Annotated in this window: 13 protein-coding genes; 10 read left to right on the plus strand and 3 right to left on the minus strand. The window is 50.4% G+C overall.

Translation table 11 applies throughout. The features are described 5' to 3' along the window. Positions 1 to 92 precede the first annotated feature (92 nt). Complete coding sequence (locus CBE73_RS18580; protein WP_094095503.1) at positions 93 to 2,003, plus strand: ATP-binding protein; 1,911 nt, start codon at positions 93 to 95, stop codon at positions 2,001 to 2,003. 37 nt (positions 2,004 to 2,040) lie between these two features. Here CBE73_RS18580 and CBE73_RS18585 read toward each other — a convergent pair whose 3' ends face one another. The 3 genes from CBE73_RS18585 to ytaF form a co-directional block, all read right to left on the minus strand. Beyond that, positions 2,041 to 2,286 carry an NHLP leader peptide family RiPP precursor gene (locus tag CBE73_RS18585; protein ID WP_094095504.1) on the minus strand — a complete coding sequence of 82 codons (246 nt, stop codon included), beginning with the start codon at positions 2,284 to 2,286 and terminating at the stop codon, positions 2,041 to 2,043. 85 nt (positions 2,287 to 2,371) lie between these two features. After that, complete coding sequence (locus tag CBE73_RS18590) at positions 2,372 to 3,316, minus strand: hypothetical protein (RefSeq protein WP_094095505.1); 945 nt, start codon at positions 3,314 to 3,316, stop codon at positions 2,372 to 2,374. Between the two features lie 200 nt (positions 3,317 to 3,516). Next, positions 3,517 to 4,131, minus strand: a complete 615-nt coding sequence (gene ytaF, locus CBE73_RS18595) for a sporulation membrane protein YtaF (RefSeq protein WP_094095506.1) — start codon at positions 4,129 to 4,131, stop codon at positions 3,517 to 3,519. A gap of 151 nt (positions 4,132 to 4,282) precedes the next feature. On the opposite strand from ytaF, the gene CBE73_RS18600 reads away from it, so the two are divergent. From CBE73_RS18600 to gltB, 9 genes are all read left to right on the plus strand, one after another. Continuing rightward, positions 4,283 to 4,495, plus strand: a complete 213-nt coding sequence (locus CBE73_RS18600) for a twin-arginine translocase TatA/TatE family subunit (RefSeq protein WP_094095507.1) — start codon at positions 4,283 to 4,285, stop codon at positions 4,493 to 4,495. 229 nt (positions 4,496 to 4,724) lie between these two features. After that, the gene (locus tag CBE73_RS18605; RefSeq protein WP_094095508.1) at positions 4,725 to 5,108 is read left to right on the plus strand and encodes a DivIVA domain-containing protein; all 384 of its coding nucleotides are present in this window, start codon (positions 4,725 to 4,727) and stop codon (positions 5,106 to 5,108) included. Positions 5,109 to 5,347: 239 nt separating this feature from the next. Beyond that, positions 5,348 to 5,812, plus strand: coding sequence for a Dps family protein (locus CBE73_RS18610; protein ID WP_094095509.1), 465 nt, complete (start codon positions 5,348 to 5,350; stop codon positions 5,810 to 5,812). Between the two features lie 242 nt (positions 5,813 to 6,054). Further along, positions 6,055 to 6,225, plus strand: a complete 171-nt coding sequence (locus CBE73_RS21995; RefSeq protein ID WP_157739622.1) for a hypothetical protein — start codon at positions 6,055 to 6,057, stop codon at positions 6,223 to 6,225. 153 nt (positions 6,226 to 6,378) lie between these two features. Next, positions 6,379 to 6,708, plus strand: coding sequence for a KGG domain-containing protein (locus CBE73_RS18615; protein WP_094095510.1), 330 nt, complete (start codon positions 6,379 to 6,381; stop codon positions 6,706 to 6,708). 286 nt (positions 6,709 to 6,994) lie between these two features. After that, on the plus strand, positions 6,995 to 7,885 hold the full coding sequence (locus CBE73_RS22525; protein ID WP_229752539.1) for a cell wall hydrolase: 891 nt from the start codon (positions 6,995 to 6,997) through the stop codon (positions 7,883 to 7,885). Between the two features lie 180 nt (positions 7,886 to 8,065). Further along, the gene (locus CBE73_RS18625; protein ID WP_094095511.1) at positions 8,066 to 8,647 is read left to right on the plus strand and encodes a TetR/AcrR family transcriptional regulator; all 582 of its coding nucleotides are present in this window, start codon (positions 8,066 to 8,068) and stop codon (positions 8,645 to 8,647) included. 56 nt (positions 8,648 to 8,703) lie between these two features. Beyond that, entirely contained in the window at positions 8,704 to 10,896 is a 2,193-nt protein-coding gene (locus CBE73_RS18630) for a YhgE/Pip domain-containing protein (protein WP_094095512.1), read from the plus strand. Positions 10,897 to 11,565: 669 nt separating this feature from the next. Further along, complete coding sequence (gltB, locus tag CBE73_RS18640; RefSeq protein WP_094095514.1) at positions 11,566 to 16,161, plus strand: glutamate synthase large subunit; 4,596 nt, start codon at positions 11,566 to 11,568, stop codon at positions 16,159 to 16,161. Positions 16,162 to 16,265: the final 104 nt, after the last annotated feature.

The raw sequence follows: 16,265 nt of genomic DNA on the forward strand, positions 1-16,265 counted from the left end.
AATTTGATAATGTTAGTTTGTGTTTGGTGAAGGAGAATAAAGAGTAACGGTGGATAACGCCTGATGAATATAATCAAGCTCAGGGGTGGAGAATGAAGTATTTGTTAAAAGCAGTAGTGATTATTTTAGTTTTACTTATTATGGGAGCCGTCATTGTACCTGCCGCAGATTGGTGCAGACAAGCCGGTGACGGCACCAAAATCAGCAGCTGGCAAGTCTGGCAGGTCAACTCTCTCTTACCCGATATTTCGGAGCAGCAGCTTGAACAGACGGGACATTGGGTTCCGGCGGATGCCGTTCATCCTGTGCTGTCAGGGAATAAAGGCGGCCCTACGGAATCGGGATGGATCCGAATCAGCCTGCCGCCGGAAAGCGGGAACACAGCGGTCGTTATCCGTAAACTTTACGGTGAACGGGTGAAGGTTCTTTATGGGGATAAGGTTATTCATAGTGTGGAACATTTGAACGGACGTGACGCCAATAATTTGCTGCTCCCCGTTAAACCCTCCGATGGCCCGAAGCTGCAAACCATATACATAGGTGTTTCCTCGAACAGCGGCCAAATCGGGCTGTATGAAGATGTGCGGATTGGTGCTTTTACACCCCTGCTTATCGATTTTGTTAAAAAAGATTTGTCCGATTTTGTGCTGGGAAGCGCATTTATCTTTATTTCTGTAATCATGCTGCTGTGCGTGTTATTCCTGAATGAAGCGAATATCCCGGGATGGCTGGCGTTGACCCTTATTATTTTGTGTATAGGCGTTCTGGTCATCACTTATTCTCCGTTTTTGTACACCTACTATGGGCAATACGAGGGGTTCTATTATAATTTGTTTGATACGGCTCTGTTTGTATTCCTTCCCATATTTATCTTTTATGTAGAGCAGATTTTTGATAAAGAAAAATATATTGGGGTGATCCGGGTTTGTCGGATCTTCCAAACCGTTTATTCCTTGATTTGTTTTGTCCTGCTGCTGCTTGACCGGCTGACGCCAATTGACATTCAATCCGTGTACAACGGGGTGACAGGGAACCTCTTGGGTTATGTTATGATTGCTGAGCTTGTTTTACTGGTGTTGTTCGCGGTTACGAATGCGCTCAGAGGCAATAAGGAAGGGATTATTTTTACCATTGGTTTTGCCATTCTCGCATTGACAGGGATAGGTGAATTGATTTTGTATTACGCCAGCGGCCAGCAGTATCGGCTCGTGTTGTGGAAATGGGGCGTGCTTTGTTTCGTCATGTCGCTCATTATCATTCTGGCCCGCAGGTTTGCCCGCAATCATGAGCAGGTCATCGAGTATTCACGCAAGCTTGAGATGTTTAACAATGAGCTGCAGCGTTCCGAGAAGATGGAAATTATCAGCGTATTGGCAGCTTCTGTCGCGCACGAGGTCCGCAACCCGCTGCAGGTTTCGCGGGGATTTATCCAATTGCTTGGTGAAAAGCAGCAGAAGGAGCAGGACAAGGTTTATCTGGATCTGGCTCTTGAGGAAATTGATCGCGCTTCAGGGATTATTACCGACTTCCTGACTTTTGCCAAACCGGAAGGCAGCAAAATCCGCAAGCTGAATGTCAGCGAAGAGTTCAAGCATATTGAAGGCATTCTGCGGCCGATGGTTCATTTAATGGGCGGGAAAATCGCTGTAGATATTCCGTCTGATTTAAACGTCTTGGGCAGTTCCTCGAAATTTAAGCAGGCCTGCGTGAATATCATCAAGAACAGCATTGAATCTTTCAAGGACGAAGGGGAGATTCTGGTTTGGGCTTACGAGGCTAACGAGCATGTATACATTCATATCAAGGATAATGGGGGAGGAATGACTAAGGAAGAGATGAACCGGCTGGGTGAGCCTTATTTCTCCAATAAAACAAAAGGAACCGGCCTGGGACTGATGGTCACCTTCCGGATCATAGAAGCGATGGCGGGGACATTAAATTTCACAAGCGAAAAAGGCAAAGGCACTGAGGCTGTTCTCCGGTTCCCGTCAGGCGGAGCCTGAGCAGGGAACCGGATCGGCAGCTTATTTCCAAAATGAATTAAGAATTCCACATAGCTTGCGGCTGAACATTGGCTTCCAGAACGGAAGATGGGTTTGGAGGCAGCACCAGATAAAACTCGTCGGCGTTCTCCTCAACCGTACGGACTTTAATGTGATCCGGAAGGGAAATGCCTAAAAACTCCTGAATCGTTCCTTTAGGATCGGACAATAACTTGCTTTTGAAAGTAGGATCTTGCCAGGCCTTCTGAATAAGTTGTGATTGAAGAAGAGCTCCAGTTGACATACGATTTCACCCTTTCAAAATTGGTTATATTTTCCTATTCAGTTTACCATTAATAGAGTTGGATAGCTAGATGGAATTTATACATTTATCCCATTTTATCTTCTAATTTTGACAAGAAATAGGACAATCCCCCGGTCTCCAGCAGCTTCTTCTCTGATTCGATTTGAGCGGCTCCGCTTTGCAGGTTATCAAGCAGAAAACGGTAGAAAGCATAAAGCTCCGGAACAAAAGCTTGGATCAGACGTATCTCCGGTTCCCATAAGGCTGCCTGCTCCGAGAAACGGGACAAAACCCCATGAGTATACAGCGCTTCTCTCATCTTCTCATTAGTCAGCATGTGCGGCTTTGGCTGATCCAGCTTTTTTCGAGCCAATGCAACCAGACTGTTATAAGTGCCGTCCTTCAGATCTTTCTCCCAATCCTCCCAGTCGTCCAGCATTTGCAGAACCACCAGAGTTAAATCCATGGCCTGTTCGGTTTCCTGCAGCCGATCTTTGCGGCCGGCCTGCAGGAGCAAACCGGTTCCGGCCAGCTTGACCAAAGAGGCTTTATGCCCCAATCGGATAGGATTTTCATGGAACCAATCCCGTTCATTTTCACCGCTAACGGCTTCAGCCCATTGGAACAAATAGCGTTTATAATACAGCCAGAACTCGGTGGAGGCCGGGAAAATCTCCGCATAAAGGCTGAGAAACTCCTCTTCAAGAAGGGCGGATAAGGGGAGAACCGTTTGAAGTTTAGCACCCGGCTTGTCCATCGCCTCGTCCTGCAGATGAAACGCCATCATGCCGAAAATATTAGCCAGGCATAAATGCCTGCTAATACCTCGTTCCTGCCCGGACGCCTGTTCCATCCAGAAAGGAAGCAGAAAGCAGATGTAGTTGGTTGGCACCTCTCGTCTGGTGATATCGAATCCTTCCAAATATTGCAGGGCTTGTCCCTGAAAAGGACTGTCCCAGGCTAGGATATGCCTGCGGGCTTCTTCAAACACCTCTTTCAAATCCTGTTCATAAGATTTATACCATTCCATCTATCAGAGCACCTCCCGATAATTAGCAGGCTGCCGTCTCCTGATGTACAATATATTATAAAAGATGGGACTATTTGTTTACATCTATTTCTTTCGTAGTGAATCGATAGAGCTAATAACGGCCGTCCGCAGGAGCCTTGACCTCTTTGCGTACGGCCGTCTGTTCAGCCTAACCCTTCCTGCAGGGTTTCCGGCCGGGTTTACCACATTTGACCAAGGCCGATGACAATAAGCAGTACACCGGAGATAATGGTTGCCCGGCTTCCCAGTTTCTCGGCCGCATATTTTTCGCCAAACCAGGCGCTGAGCGCAAACAGCAAATAACTGAAGATGCCTACGGAAAGTGAAGTCAGCCAGATGTTTAGTTCCGTCACTCCGGCATTGAAACCTCCGGCCAGTGCATTCATGGCCAGCGCGGTCCCCAAGATCATCGCTTCGCTAAGGCTAATCGACTTTGAACTGTCCTTATCCGCTTCTTCCGGGTTGCGGAGAAGGCGTGAGAAGTGCCCGGCGCTTGGCGGCGGGATTTCCTGAATTTGGGCTTCTTTGGAGGATTGCAGCAGCACCCAGATACCGACGGCAATAATGACGACAGAACCGACGGCATGCCCGATCCAAGGATGGATCCATAATGCCAGCAGGCTGCCGAATGCTCCGGACAGCAGTGTGCCAAGAAAGGAAATGAAGGCGACAGCCAGATTGGAATACCAGGGGATCCGGATTTTCCGTACTCCGTAGGCGATACCGACTCCGGCGTTGTCGAGATTTGAGGCCAGGCCAATGGCGAGGATAGCCAGCAAATGGTATGAAGACATGTTGTTCGCTCCTTTGCCTTACTTTCAACACAGCATATGCCCATAGCCCAGAATATGTTTCTTGAATTCCGTGAACCCTGGAATAAAACGTTATCTTTTCAATGCCTTAGCGTGTATAATCGAAGACAGAAATGATTGAGGAGGGGTAACTGTGCTGGAAAGTCTGCTTCGGCCATCCCACCTGCTTCTGCTGGCTATAGCGGCCCTGCTGCTGTTTGGACCAAGTAAACTTCCTGAGCTTGGACGCGGCTTTGGCACGATGCTCCGGGAATTCAGACGGAGTATCCGCGGAGATGCGGCAGGAGATAAGCTGCCGGAAACAGGTGCGGTTATTGAGGATACGGTACAAGAGAAGAAAGTATAAATCGGTATTGCCCGGCGTTATGTCAGCGCCTGCTGAGCACCGCTTACCCTGTCCAAAGACCGGGATAAGCGGTGTTTTTTTTGCCGGATGAAAGCAGGAAGGGCCCAGCAGTCCATACTTTCACGGAGAAAAGCTGAGCGAAGGGCAAAGCTGGGACCGGGGAAAGTTAAAAACTTGTTTGGAATATGGTACATTGTTAACAGAACATTGATTGACGGAGGGACTAAACATGTCAGACAATTACAGCCGCAAGCTGGAGGATCAGCAGAGTTTATTTAAGCAGCTGGGCATCAAACTGGATGCACTCACCATACATGAGAAAGATTTTGACGCGAAAATGCGGGGGTACGACAAAGAGCAGGTAGACAGCTTTCTGGATGACATCATTGTCGATTATGAGCGTTTCTACGACATTATCACCGACCTGCTTGACAAATATAAGGAGATTCAGCGCCGTCAGTCGAACTGGGAAGAAGAGCGCCGGTCATTTGCAGCGCAAAAGGCCAAAATGGAGAATACAGACAAGGTGGACCGCAGGGTGGTCGAAGATGGCATTCGCAGCCTGGAACGGGCGCTGGAGCACTTAAAGCTGAATGTTAAAAATGATTTTTAAGGTCGCGCTGCGCACCGGAACCTTCAGGTTAAATGAAGCATTGATGCAGGTTCCGGCATAAAATTCGCTAATCTGTACAGGCTAAAAACGTTCTTGCATATTGTGGAATTTACGCATTGTATTTTTGGTACAAAGGTGTTATGATGTTATCAAGAATTAGAATAAGTCTAAATTTAAAACAAACGAGTGACCGGCCGTTCTTTGGTCGTAACCCCAATAAACCTAAAATGGAGGAATGAATGATGAGTACATTACATTCGGCAACAAACCAAGCTGTTGAACAAGAGCTGAACCGCCAGGTAGCCAACTGGACACTGCTGTACACCAAGCTGCATAACTTCCACTGGTACGTGAAAGGCAATCATTTCTTTACGCTGCATGCCAAATTTGAAGAATTGTACGGCGCTGCTGCCGGTTATTTGGACGAGATTGCCGAGCGTCTGCTCGCGATTGGCGGCAAACCAGTAGCCACAATGAAGGAAGTATTGGAGACGGCAACGCTTAAAGAAGCGGCGGGTTCGGAAACGGCCGATCAAATGGTCGCTGCCGTAATCAGCGATTTTGAAACGCTGACTGCTGAATTGAAGCAGGGCATGGAAAAGGCTGAAGAAGCCGGAGACCAGGCAACTTCCGATCTTCTGCTCGGCATTCGCCAAGAGCTGGACAAACAAATCTGGATGTTGAACGCCTACCTGGGCAAATAAACAGACTTAGCGTAACGCGGGCCTATTCCTGCAAGAGGAAGGCAGTCCGCAATCGAACTCCTTTACCGGTGATCCGGTAAGGGAGTTTTCTTTTTTCTAAGAAGAAAAGGTTGAGCGGTCCGTGAGATTGTTTCGATTTTTGCTTACTGGGTAAATTTATCTCATGCAGGGTTCGTGGATTACCGCAGGAGCGGTTTGGATATAAAACAGCAGAATTTAGGAATAAAAGGAGAGAATTGAAGATGGAACAGCAAATGAACGGCTTTACAAAAATTACGGTAACCGTTAACGGCAAACGTGTCGGCAGCGGATTCCTGATCGATAAGGAGACCTACCTGCCCGTAGCTGCAGAATATGTCCCTGTGCATGTGCAGGACTCTACGGTTGAACACAGGGAATCACAGATGGCGTAACACGTACGGCAGGAGATAAATTCGTTAGACCCGGAGCTTCCGGGTTTTTTCTTTTTTTCGGAAATCCTCCCAAATAGCGTTTAATTGCCAGGGGGAAGTTTAATATACTACCGTACCCGTTGGTACGACAAACTTCAACTAGGAGTGATTCTAATGGCACAAAGAGATAATCGACCGATGAGCCGTGAAGAAGCAGGCCGAATGGGTGGAGAAGCAACAGCTAAAAGTCATGATAAGGAATTCTATCAGGAAATCGGCCGCAAAGGCGGGGAAGCTACTTCCGATTCTCATGACCGCGAATTTTATCAGGATATCGGGCGTAAAGGCGGCGAAGCCACTTCCGACTCCCACGACAGGGAATTTTATCAGGAAATTGGCTCCAAAGGCGGAAGCGCTCCGCATGATGGCGGAGACGGCAAAATGAGCCGTGAAGAAGCCGGCCGCAAAGGCGGGGAAGCGCGCTCAAGGCAGCGTAACGACTAAAAGACTACAAAATAGGTCAAAAGTATGATATAATATTCGGATAACTAGCAGAAGGCTGATGCCATGTTGGGTGGCATCAGCTTTTTTTGCTGTTTGTTATTGTCGAAAGCTGTCTTTTTTTGTTCAGGAAAAGTCTTTTATGGCTCGTGTTATTCAAACCTGCCGGTTTGGGTTACATAGATGAGAGCGGGCCAAATTAGACACCCAGCAAGCGTTCCGAATCCCGTATGAACGGGAGGTTTCGGGCGGAGCGCTAAAGTAGAGATGCCGAAACAAGGAGGAAATTATGGAAGTCATTAAGCAGAACCGATTTATTATTATGTTAATCAGCACCATCTTTATTTGTATAGGAGCATTTTATGTATTATGGAGTCTTCAGCAGAAAGGGAACTTGGGAGCAAGGACAGAATGGTCTGAGCTTTCGTTTACGTCATCCAGCTTGAAGCCATCGACGGTTTCAGTAGAGCAGAAGCTAAAGCGGCTGCAGGATAAGGGAACCCCTGCGTTTCAGCCAAACCCCGCACTTGTTAAATTTACATCCTCATATGGAAGCAATGATCCCGGCAAACCCGTATCAGCGGACCAGTCGGTTCTTTCCCGTGCGAATAAACAGCAGGCCTTCGGCCAGAAGACAGTAATGACTGCAGCCTTGGGGGCAGTCTCCGAAGCTGCTGAAACCACCGTATCCAAACAGGCGTCACCCGAACAGACGCTGCAAACCTCTCAGCTTCATTCTCCCGTTACCCTCTTCTTTACACGGACAAAGCTGCTGCCTGAAGAACAGAAAGCAAAGGCGACAAGCACTTACACCGTAACCGAAGAAGATCTGCTTCTCCTGGAAAAGATCGTTATGGCAGAAGCAGAAGGCGAACCGTACGAGGGCAAAGTGGCAGTAGCCAACGTTGTCCTGAACCGGCTGCGGTCAGCCAATTTTCCCGATACGATTCACGATGTTGTTTATGAAAAACATCAATTCAGCCCTGTGGCAAACGGGCGTCTCAACCGTGTAAAACCGAACAAAGACACCGTGAATGCGGTAGCAGACGCGCTGGACGGCCGCAAGGAAGTCAGCGATGATACGTATTATTTTCTATCCCTGAAGCTGGCTACGGATTTGAGTGTGCACCATCATCAGACGAAAACAAAGACAATCGGCAATCATACCTTTTATAAATAAGAAGAAATAGATGATAGGATGAAACGGAATTAATATATATAAATATTTTTATAAAATCTGACCTTGCATCCCTTGAACTGTACTCTAAAGAGTGGTAAAGTGATGGATGTCGGTTGACCAACTGACCAAATTTGAAATTTGGTCAGTTTATTTTGGATTTAAAGTAAAAGGGGGAGAGCGATGCCTGCCATAGATCGCCGCAAGCTGGTGCTGGATGCGGCCGCTAAGTCATTTTCACTATTCGGATACAAGGCGACGACCATGGATCAGGTGGCCAAAATTGCAAACGTCGGGAAAGGGACGATTTATACCTTTTTTGCGAACAAGGAAGAGCTGTTTGATGAAATTCTGCGCTCGGTCCTGGCGGAGATGACTGAAGTGGTGCTTCGTGAAATCAAGGAAGATCAGACTTTCTTTGACAAGCTGTATAAAGGGCTCGATGTGCTGCTGGATTTCCGCAGCGAACACGGTCTGCTGGTCAAACTGGCTCAGGAGGTCCGCGAATTCGGAACGGTTCAGGCGCAGGAGGCGATGCAGCGTGTGGAGAATGTCATCCTCGATTACATTGAGCGCCAGGTCGTATATGCGGTTCAGCAGGGAGAAATGATCTCGGTGGATCCGAAGATCGTCTCCTTTATTATGCTGAAGCTGTACATTGCGCTCAGTCTGGATTGGAGCAAGCAGCATGACCCTCTCGACAAAGAGAGCATCAAGCAGTATTTCCGGATTATTTTGGGGGAAGGTTTCACCCTCCGGGCTTGAGGACCCGGGAATGACCATAGAAGTATAAAATATGGAGCAAAGGAGAGGAGCCTGTCATGAAGGCGTTATCTGTCTTTCTGAAAGACTTGAAATTCGGGGCAAAGAAACCGCTGAATATCATTTCGTTTATTGCCGTTATATTTGTGCCTATTCTGTACAGCGGCATGTTGATTGCGGCCTTCTGGGATCCCTACGGCCATCTTGATAAACTGCCAGTCGCAGTGGTCAATATGGACAAAGGGGCCGAATATGAAGGCGACTCACTGCAGATCGGTTCCGACCTGGTCGATGAACTGAAGGAGAATAAGGATTTTGACTGGAAGTTTGTGAGTGAGCAGGAAGCTGAACAAGGGATTGCCGATAACAAATATTATATGAAGATTACAATCCCGGAAAATTTCTCTTCCCAGGCGACAACCCTGATGGAAGATAATCCCCAGCCGGCTGAGCTGATTTATGAGCCGAATGGCGATTACAACTTCATCGCCGGTCAGATCGGCAATAGTGCCGTCAAGGACATCAAATCGCAGGTCTCCGCGAAAGTCACGGAAGCCTACACAGAAAGCCTGCTGGGCAAAGTTACGGATCTCTCCAGCGGCCTGGCGGATGCCGGCAGCGGAGCGGGAGACATCCATGAGGGAGCCAGCAAGCTGGAGGATGGCACGGCCAAGCTGAAAGAGAATTTAAACAAGCTGGTCAAGGGAACGGACGAACTCAGCAGCGGATTGAGTCCGCTGAGAAGCGGCGTCGACAAGCTGAGCGGCGGAGCGGGCGATCTCAAGAGCGGTACTGCAAATCTGGCGAGCGGCCTGGACCAGCTGAGCGCAGCGCATAAACAGCTTGAGAATGGCACGGTCCAAGCGGTTGACGGTGTGAATCAACTTGCAGACGGCCTGAAGAAAACCCAGGCGGCGGACAGCCAGATTAACCAGGGCATTCATTCTGCGCTGGAAGGCAGCCAGAAGCTGCAGCAAGGCTTGCAAAGCTCGGTCGACAGCACCGATCAATTGGTGCAGGGGGCAAGCGGCGTTGCCCAAGGTCTGGAGCAGCTGCTTAAAGCGAATCCGGAGCTGGCCCAAAATGCGGATGTGCAGAAGCTGCTTGCAACCAGTCAGGCGGTCGCTCAGGGCACTCAGCAGCTGCAGGAAGGCCAGAAGCAGCTGCTGGAAGGCAGCGGTCAGCTGGTAGCCGGCAACGAGCAGCTCGCTTCCGGCAGCGACCAGGTCGTAAGCGGCCAGCAGCAGCTGGTGCAGGGAGCGGCCAAATTGCAGGCCGCAGGTCCGCAGCTGACGCAGGGCATGAGCGAGTTCGGCAAGAAGCTTGCCGAAGCGGCTTCCGGCAGCCATCAGGTTGCGGCCGGAGCAGGCCAGCTTGCAGCGGGAACGACTGCCCTGCAGCAGGGCGTAGCGCAGCTCGGCGGCGGCGTTAGCGCTCTGGCCAGCGGCTCCAAGCAGCTGGATGAAGGGGCGGGCACGCTGAAGAGCGGCATGGCGGATCTGGTCAGCGGATCGGGCGAATTGGCCAGCAAGCTGAACGATGCGGCCGATCAAACCGCTCAAGTGAAGAGCGGCGATGATGTGGTATCGATGTACGCCCAGCCGGTAGACGTGGATGAGAACGACAGCCGGAAGATCAGTAAATATGGTACAGGTATCGCACCTTACTTCTTGTCTCTTGGTTTGTTTGTGGGCGCACTGCTCTCAACGATCATTTTGTCGCTGAGAGGAACGTCTGTAGAGGGCGCTACGGCTTGGCAGCGTTTTGTCAGCCGGTTCCTGACCTTTGGAGCGATGAGCTTGTTCCAGTCGCTTGTTGCGGCGTTTATCGTACACAGCATAGTGGGGCTGGAGGTAGCCAGTGTACCGCGGTTCTACCTGTTCACGTTCATTTGCAGTCTTACCTTTATGATGGTCATTCAGGCCATCGTGACATGGCTGGATCAACCGGGCCGATTCGTGGCGATTCTGCTGCTGATCTTCCAGTTGACAACGAGCGGCGGAACCTTCCCGGTAGAACTGCTTCCGGACTGGATGCAGCCGATTCATCCATGGCTGCCTATGAGCCATTCGGTGGAAGGCTTCAAAGCGGTCATTGCCAGCGGCGATTTCAGCATCATGTGGAGTCAACTCGATCTGATGTTGATCTATGCGGTTATTTTTGCAGTGCTGACTTTGCTTTACTTCATTACACACACGCCGCGTGAATCATCTGTGTCTTCTAATAAAGAACAGACGGCGGCATCTGTTTAACCAAATGTAAATAAGATGACTCGATTCAGAAGAACAAGCTGCTCCAAGTCCAGCATAGGACTAGAGCAGCTTGTTTGCTTTTTGGGCACTTGTTGTGGCTTGAAAAAGGCCTTTTGAGGAGAGAATTTGTCCTTGACAGAGGCTTTTTTGGAACTGGCTCGCACTGGGCATTGGCGGAATATATATAGAAGAGATGTTTTCATTAGGCTCTCTCCCATAAATGAAGCGCTGTCAATTTGTTATTTATAAGTAATATAATATAACATGATCTAATCAATTAGAGTGAATTATCATAAATAGCACTCTATTTCGAGTCATATATGTGTTATGTTTTATTGATTTGGATGGAAATCGGGGCAAAATAGCATAATTATGCAGTTTATTTGCATAAATTATTCAGGTCAATCAATTATTGAGTCATTATATATGACACGTATCGAGGTGCGAAGAAATAACTTCCATCGCCGGTCATAAAAAAACTTTTTAACATCATAAAAAGTTTGTATTATCCTCTTAAGCTTTGCAGTGCTAAAATATTAAAACTAATAGGACTCTACGCTGAATAATTATGCATCCAAGTTTGATTCCTGAATTCGTTAACCCTCTTTGATTTCTAATAGATTGTATCTCCTGATTGGAAGAAATAACGTACAGAAAGGTTGCATGAGTATGAAACATACTGACATTCCCGCTAGACAGGGTCTGTACGATCCGACGTTTGAAAAAGACGCCTGCGGCATGGGCTTCGTTGCTCACATTAAAGGCCGCGCTTCCCACGACATTATTACCCAAGCATTGACGATGCTCGTCGCCATGGAACACCGCGGCGGACAGGGCAGCGAACCCAACTCCGGTGACGGAGCGGGCATTTTGCTGCAAATTCCGCACCGCTTTTTCGCTGAAGAGTGTGAAGCTTTGGGTTTCCATCTGCCTGAGCCGGGACAATACGGAGTTGGCATGATTTTTCTGCCGCATGATGAAGAAGTCCGTGCAAAACAGGAAAATCGTCTTGCTGAAATCGTTCAAGAAGAAGGACAGGAACTGCTCGGCTTCCGTACGGTGCCGACTTACGATGGAATGCTGGGAGAAACAGCGAAAGCGGCCAAACCATTTGTCCGGCAGATTTTTATTAAACGCAGCGAAGGGCTTAAGGAAGATATCGACTTTGAGCGCAAGCTGTATGTGATTCGGCGCAGAGCCGAGCTTGATATCCGTTACGGGGGCGCTCAATATGGCGAGCAGTTTTATATGCCAAGTTTATCCTGTCGTAAAATCGTCTATAAAGGCATGCTCACGACCGAGCAGGTCGGAGAGTTTTATCTGGATTTGAAAGATTCCCGTCTGGAATCGGCAATCGCGCTCATTCACTCCCGTTTCAGTACGAACACCTTCCCTAGCTGGGAAAGAGCGCATCCGTACCGTTTCATGATCCACAATGGCGAAATCAATACGCTGCGCGGAAACGTGAACTGGATGCATGCCCGTCAATCCTTGCTGGAAAGTGAAGTATTCGGGGACGATCTGGAGAAGATCAAACCGGTTATCAATCCGGACGGGTCCGATACGGGCATGTTTGACAATACGTTCGAATTTTTGTATCTGGCAGGCCGTTCTTTGCCGCATGTAGCGATGATGATGGTGCCGGAGCCTTGGAACAACCACAGCAGTATGTCCGAAGACAAGAAAGCTTTCTATGAATACCACAGTACCTTGATGGAGCCGTGGGACGGCCCGGCGGCTATGGGCTTCACGGACGGCATTCAGATCGGTGCGATTCTGGACCGTAATGGTCTGCGCCCATCCCGTTATTATGTAACGAAGGATGATCTGATTGTTTTGTCCTCGGAAGCCGGAGTGCTCGATATTGCACCGGAAAATGTCCGTCTGAAGGACCGTCTGCGTCCTGGGCGTATGCTGCTGGTGGATACGAAAGAAGGCCGGATCATTTCCGATGAGGAAGTGAAAAGCCAGATTGCGGCGGAGCATCCATACCGTGATTGGCTGGATGAACATCTGATTACGCTGGAAGAGCTGCCGGATGCCCCTGCGCTGCCGGAGCCGGATCACCATAACGTGACCCAGCGTCAGCTTGCTTTCGGCTACACGTTTGAGGAGCTTCGCAAGGTGCTTGAACCCATGGCCCTGACAGGCCAGGAGGCTATTGCCTCCATGGGCTATGATGCTCCGATTGCGGTATTATCCGACCGCCCGCAGCGGTTGTTCAATTATTTTAAACAAATGTTTGCCCAGGTAACCAACCCGCCGATTGATGCGATCCGTGAAGAGCTGGTGACCTCTACCTGGACGACGGTAGGTCCGGAACGCAACCTGCTGAATCCGGAACCGGAAAGCTGCAGACAGATCCGTCTGGAGACGCCGATTTTGTCCAATGAGGAATTCGCGAAGCTGCGCCATGTACACCGGCCAGGCTTCCGCTCGATGACGATCCCGATTTTGTTCCCGGCAGCTGAAGGTGCAGAAGGTCTGCGTCAAGCGGTAGAAACGCTGTGCGAAGCGGCTGACCGCGTTATTGACAAAGGGCATAACGTACTGATTCTGTCCGACAGAGGCGTGGACGCGGAGAACGCGGCAATCCCTTCGCTGCTGGCTGTATCCAGCCTGCACCATCACCTGATCAAACGGGAGACACGTACGAAGGTGACCATTTTGCTGGAATCCGGCGAACCGCGTGAGGTGCATCATTTTGCGCTGCTGCTTGGTTACGGCGTGAGCGCCGTCAATCCGTATCTGGCTTTTGAAACGATCCGCGACATGATCGGTCAAGGCATGATCACCGGGCTTTCGCTGGAGAAGGCGATCCGTAATTACATCAAGGCTGCGACCAAAGGGGTCGTGAAGACTCTCTCCAAAATGGGGATTTCGACTATTCAGTCCTACCGCGGCGCTCAAATCTTTGAAGCGGTTGGTTTGAAAAACGACTTTGTGGACCGTTACTTCACCTGGACGCCATCACGGATCGGAGGTATCGGCATTGAAGAGGTAGCCATGGAGAATCTGGCCATGCACTACCGGGCCTTCACCGACCAAAGCGGCCGTGACGAAGTGCTTGACACCGGCGGCGAATATCAATGGAGAGCGGACGGCGAAGAGCATCTGTTCAACCCGCAGACCGTTCATCTGCTGCAGCAAGCGGTACGTACCGGAGATTACAACTTGTACAAGAAATTCGCCAAGCTGGTGGAAGGGGAGAACGAACGTCATTTGACGCTGCGTTCCCTGCTCAAACTGAAGCCGGTCGGACCTAAGGTGCCGATCGAAGAAGTGGAATCCGCTGCTTCCATTATGAAACGCTTTAAGACCGGGGCCATGTCCTTTGGTTCGATCAGTAAAGAAGCACACGAAACGATTGCGATCGGTATGAACCGGATCGGCGGCAAGAGCAACACCGGCGAAGGTGGCGAAGATCCGGCCCGTTATATTCCGGATGCGAACGGTGATTCCCGCCGCAGCGCGATCAAGCAGATCGCCTCTGGCCGTTTCGGTGTCACATCGCATTACCTGGTGAATGCGGATGAAATTCAGATCAAGATGGCTCAGGGGGCCAAACCGGGCGAAGGCGGACAGCTGCCTGGACGTAAGGTTTACCCTTGGGTAGCGGAAGTCCGCGGCTCTACGCCGGGCGTAGGCCTCATCTCGCCGCCTCCTCACCACGATATCTATTCGATTGAGGATTTGGCGCAGCTCATTTACGATATGAAAAATGCCAATGCCAGAGCACGCATCAACGTGAAGCTGGTATCCGAAGCCGGCGTCGGCACGATCGCCGCAGGCGTGGCCAAAGGCCGTGCGGACGTGATCCTCGTCAGCGGTTATGACGGAGGCACAGGCGCTTCTCCGCAAAGCTCGATCCGCCATGCGGGTCTGCCTTGGGAATTGGGTCTTGCCGAAACGCATCAGACGCTCATGCTGAACAAGCTGCGTGACCGCGTTGTCCTAGAGACGGACGGTAAAATGCTGAACGGCCGTGATTTGGCGGTAGCTGCCCTTCTGGGCGCCGAAGAATACGGCTTCTCTACAGCGCCGCTGGTTGCGGTTGGCTGCATTATGATGCGGGTTTGCCAGCTCGATACGTGCCCGGTCGGCGTAGCCACTCAAAATCCGGAGCTGCGTAAGAACTTCACGGGCGATCCGCAGCACATTGTGAACTTTATGACCTTTGTAGCCGAAGATCTTCGGGAATGGATGGCGGAGCTGGGCTTCCGCAGCCTGAACGAAATGATCGGACGTAACGATTGTCTGGATACCAATGAAGCGATTGATCATTGGAAGAAGAAAGGCGTCGACCTTTCCGGCCTGCTGCATATGCCGGAAGTTCCGGAAGGCACAGCGCGCTACTGCACGCGTCAGCAGAATCACGGCATCGAAGAGACGCTGGATTACAAACAGCTGATCAAGGCTGCCGCCCCTGCGCTGGAGCGCGGGGAGGCCGTAAGCGCCCGCTTCCCGATCACGAACGTTGATCGTGCGACAGGAACGCTGCTTGGCAGCGAAGTCACACGCAAATATGGGGCTAAAGGGCTGCCGGAAGATACGATCAGCTTCCACTTTGAAGGCTCGGCTGGACAGAGCTTCGGAGCGTTTGTGCCTCGCGGTATGACGTTGTCTGTCGAAGGCGATGCCAATGACTACACTGGTAAAGGTTTATCCGGCGGTAAGCTGATTGTGAAGCCGTCCCCGAGAGCTACCTTTACTCCGGAGGAGAACATCATCGCCGGCAATACTTCTTTCTACGGCGCAACCGGCGGCGAGGGTTACATCAACGGTATCGCCGGTGAACGGTTTGCAGTCCGGAATTCCGGGGCAAACATTGTGGTGGAAGGTGTGGGCGACCACGGCTGCGAATATATGACCGGAGGACGTGTAGTCGTGCTGGGCGGTACGGGCCGCAACTTTGCGGCGGGGATGTCAGGCGGCATTGCCTACGTCTACGATCCGGAAGGAACCTTCATCGACCGCTGCAACCTTGAAATGGTGCTGCTGGAGCGGGTGGAGGAAAGTGCGGAGCAAGAGGAGCTGCGTAAGCTGATCAGCCGCCATGTCCTGTACACGGACAGTAAAATCGGCCGCAGAGTGCTGGACAGCTGGTCTGAGTCGTTGCCGCAATTTGTACGCGTCATTCCGAAGGACTACAAACGGATGCTGGAACAGATCCGTAAAGTCCATGATGACGGACTGCAGGGCGAAGAGGCGCTGCTGGCTGCCTTTGAAGCCAATATGCGTGAGATGGCCAGAGCAGGCAACTGATCTGCTATTGGAACGGATGATCGAAGGCAACAGATTTGATTGGAGTGTAAATGAAGGCCGGGACAAAGGATGATTTCCTTGAACCCGGCCTTTATTTGCTGAAT

The sequence above is a fragment of the Paenibacillus physcomitrellae genome, assembly GCF_002240225.1.
GTDB lineage: Bacteria > Bacillota > Bacilli > Paenibacillales > Paenibacillaceae > Fontibacillus > Fontibacillus physcomitrellae.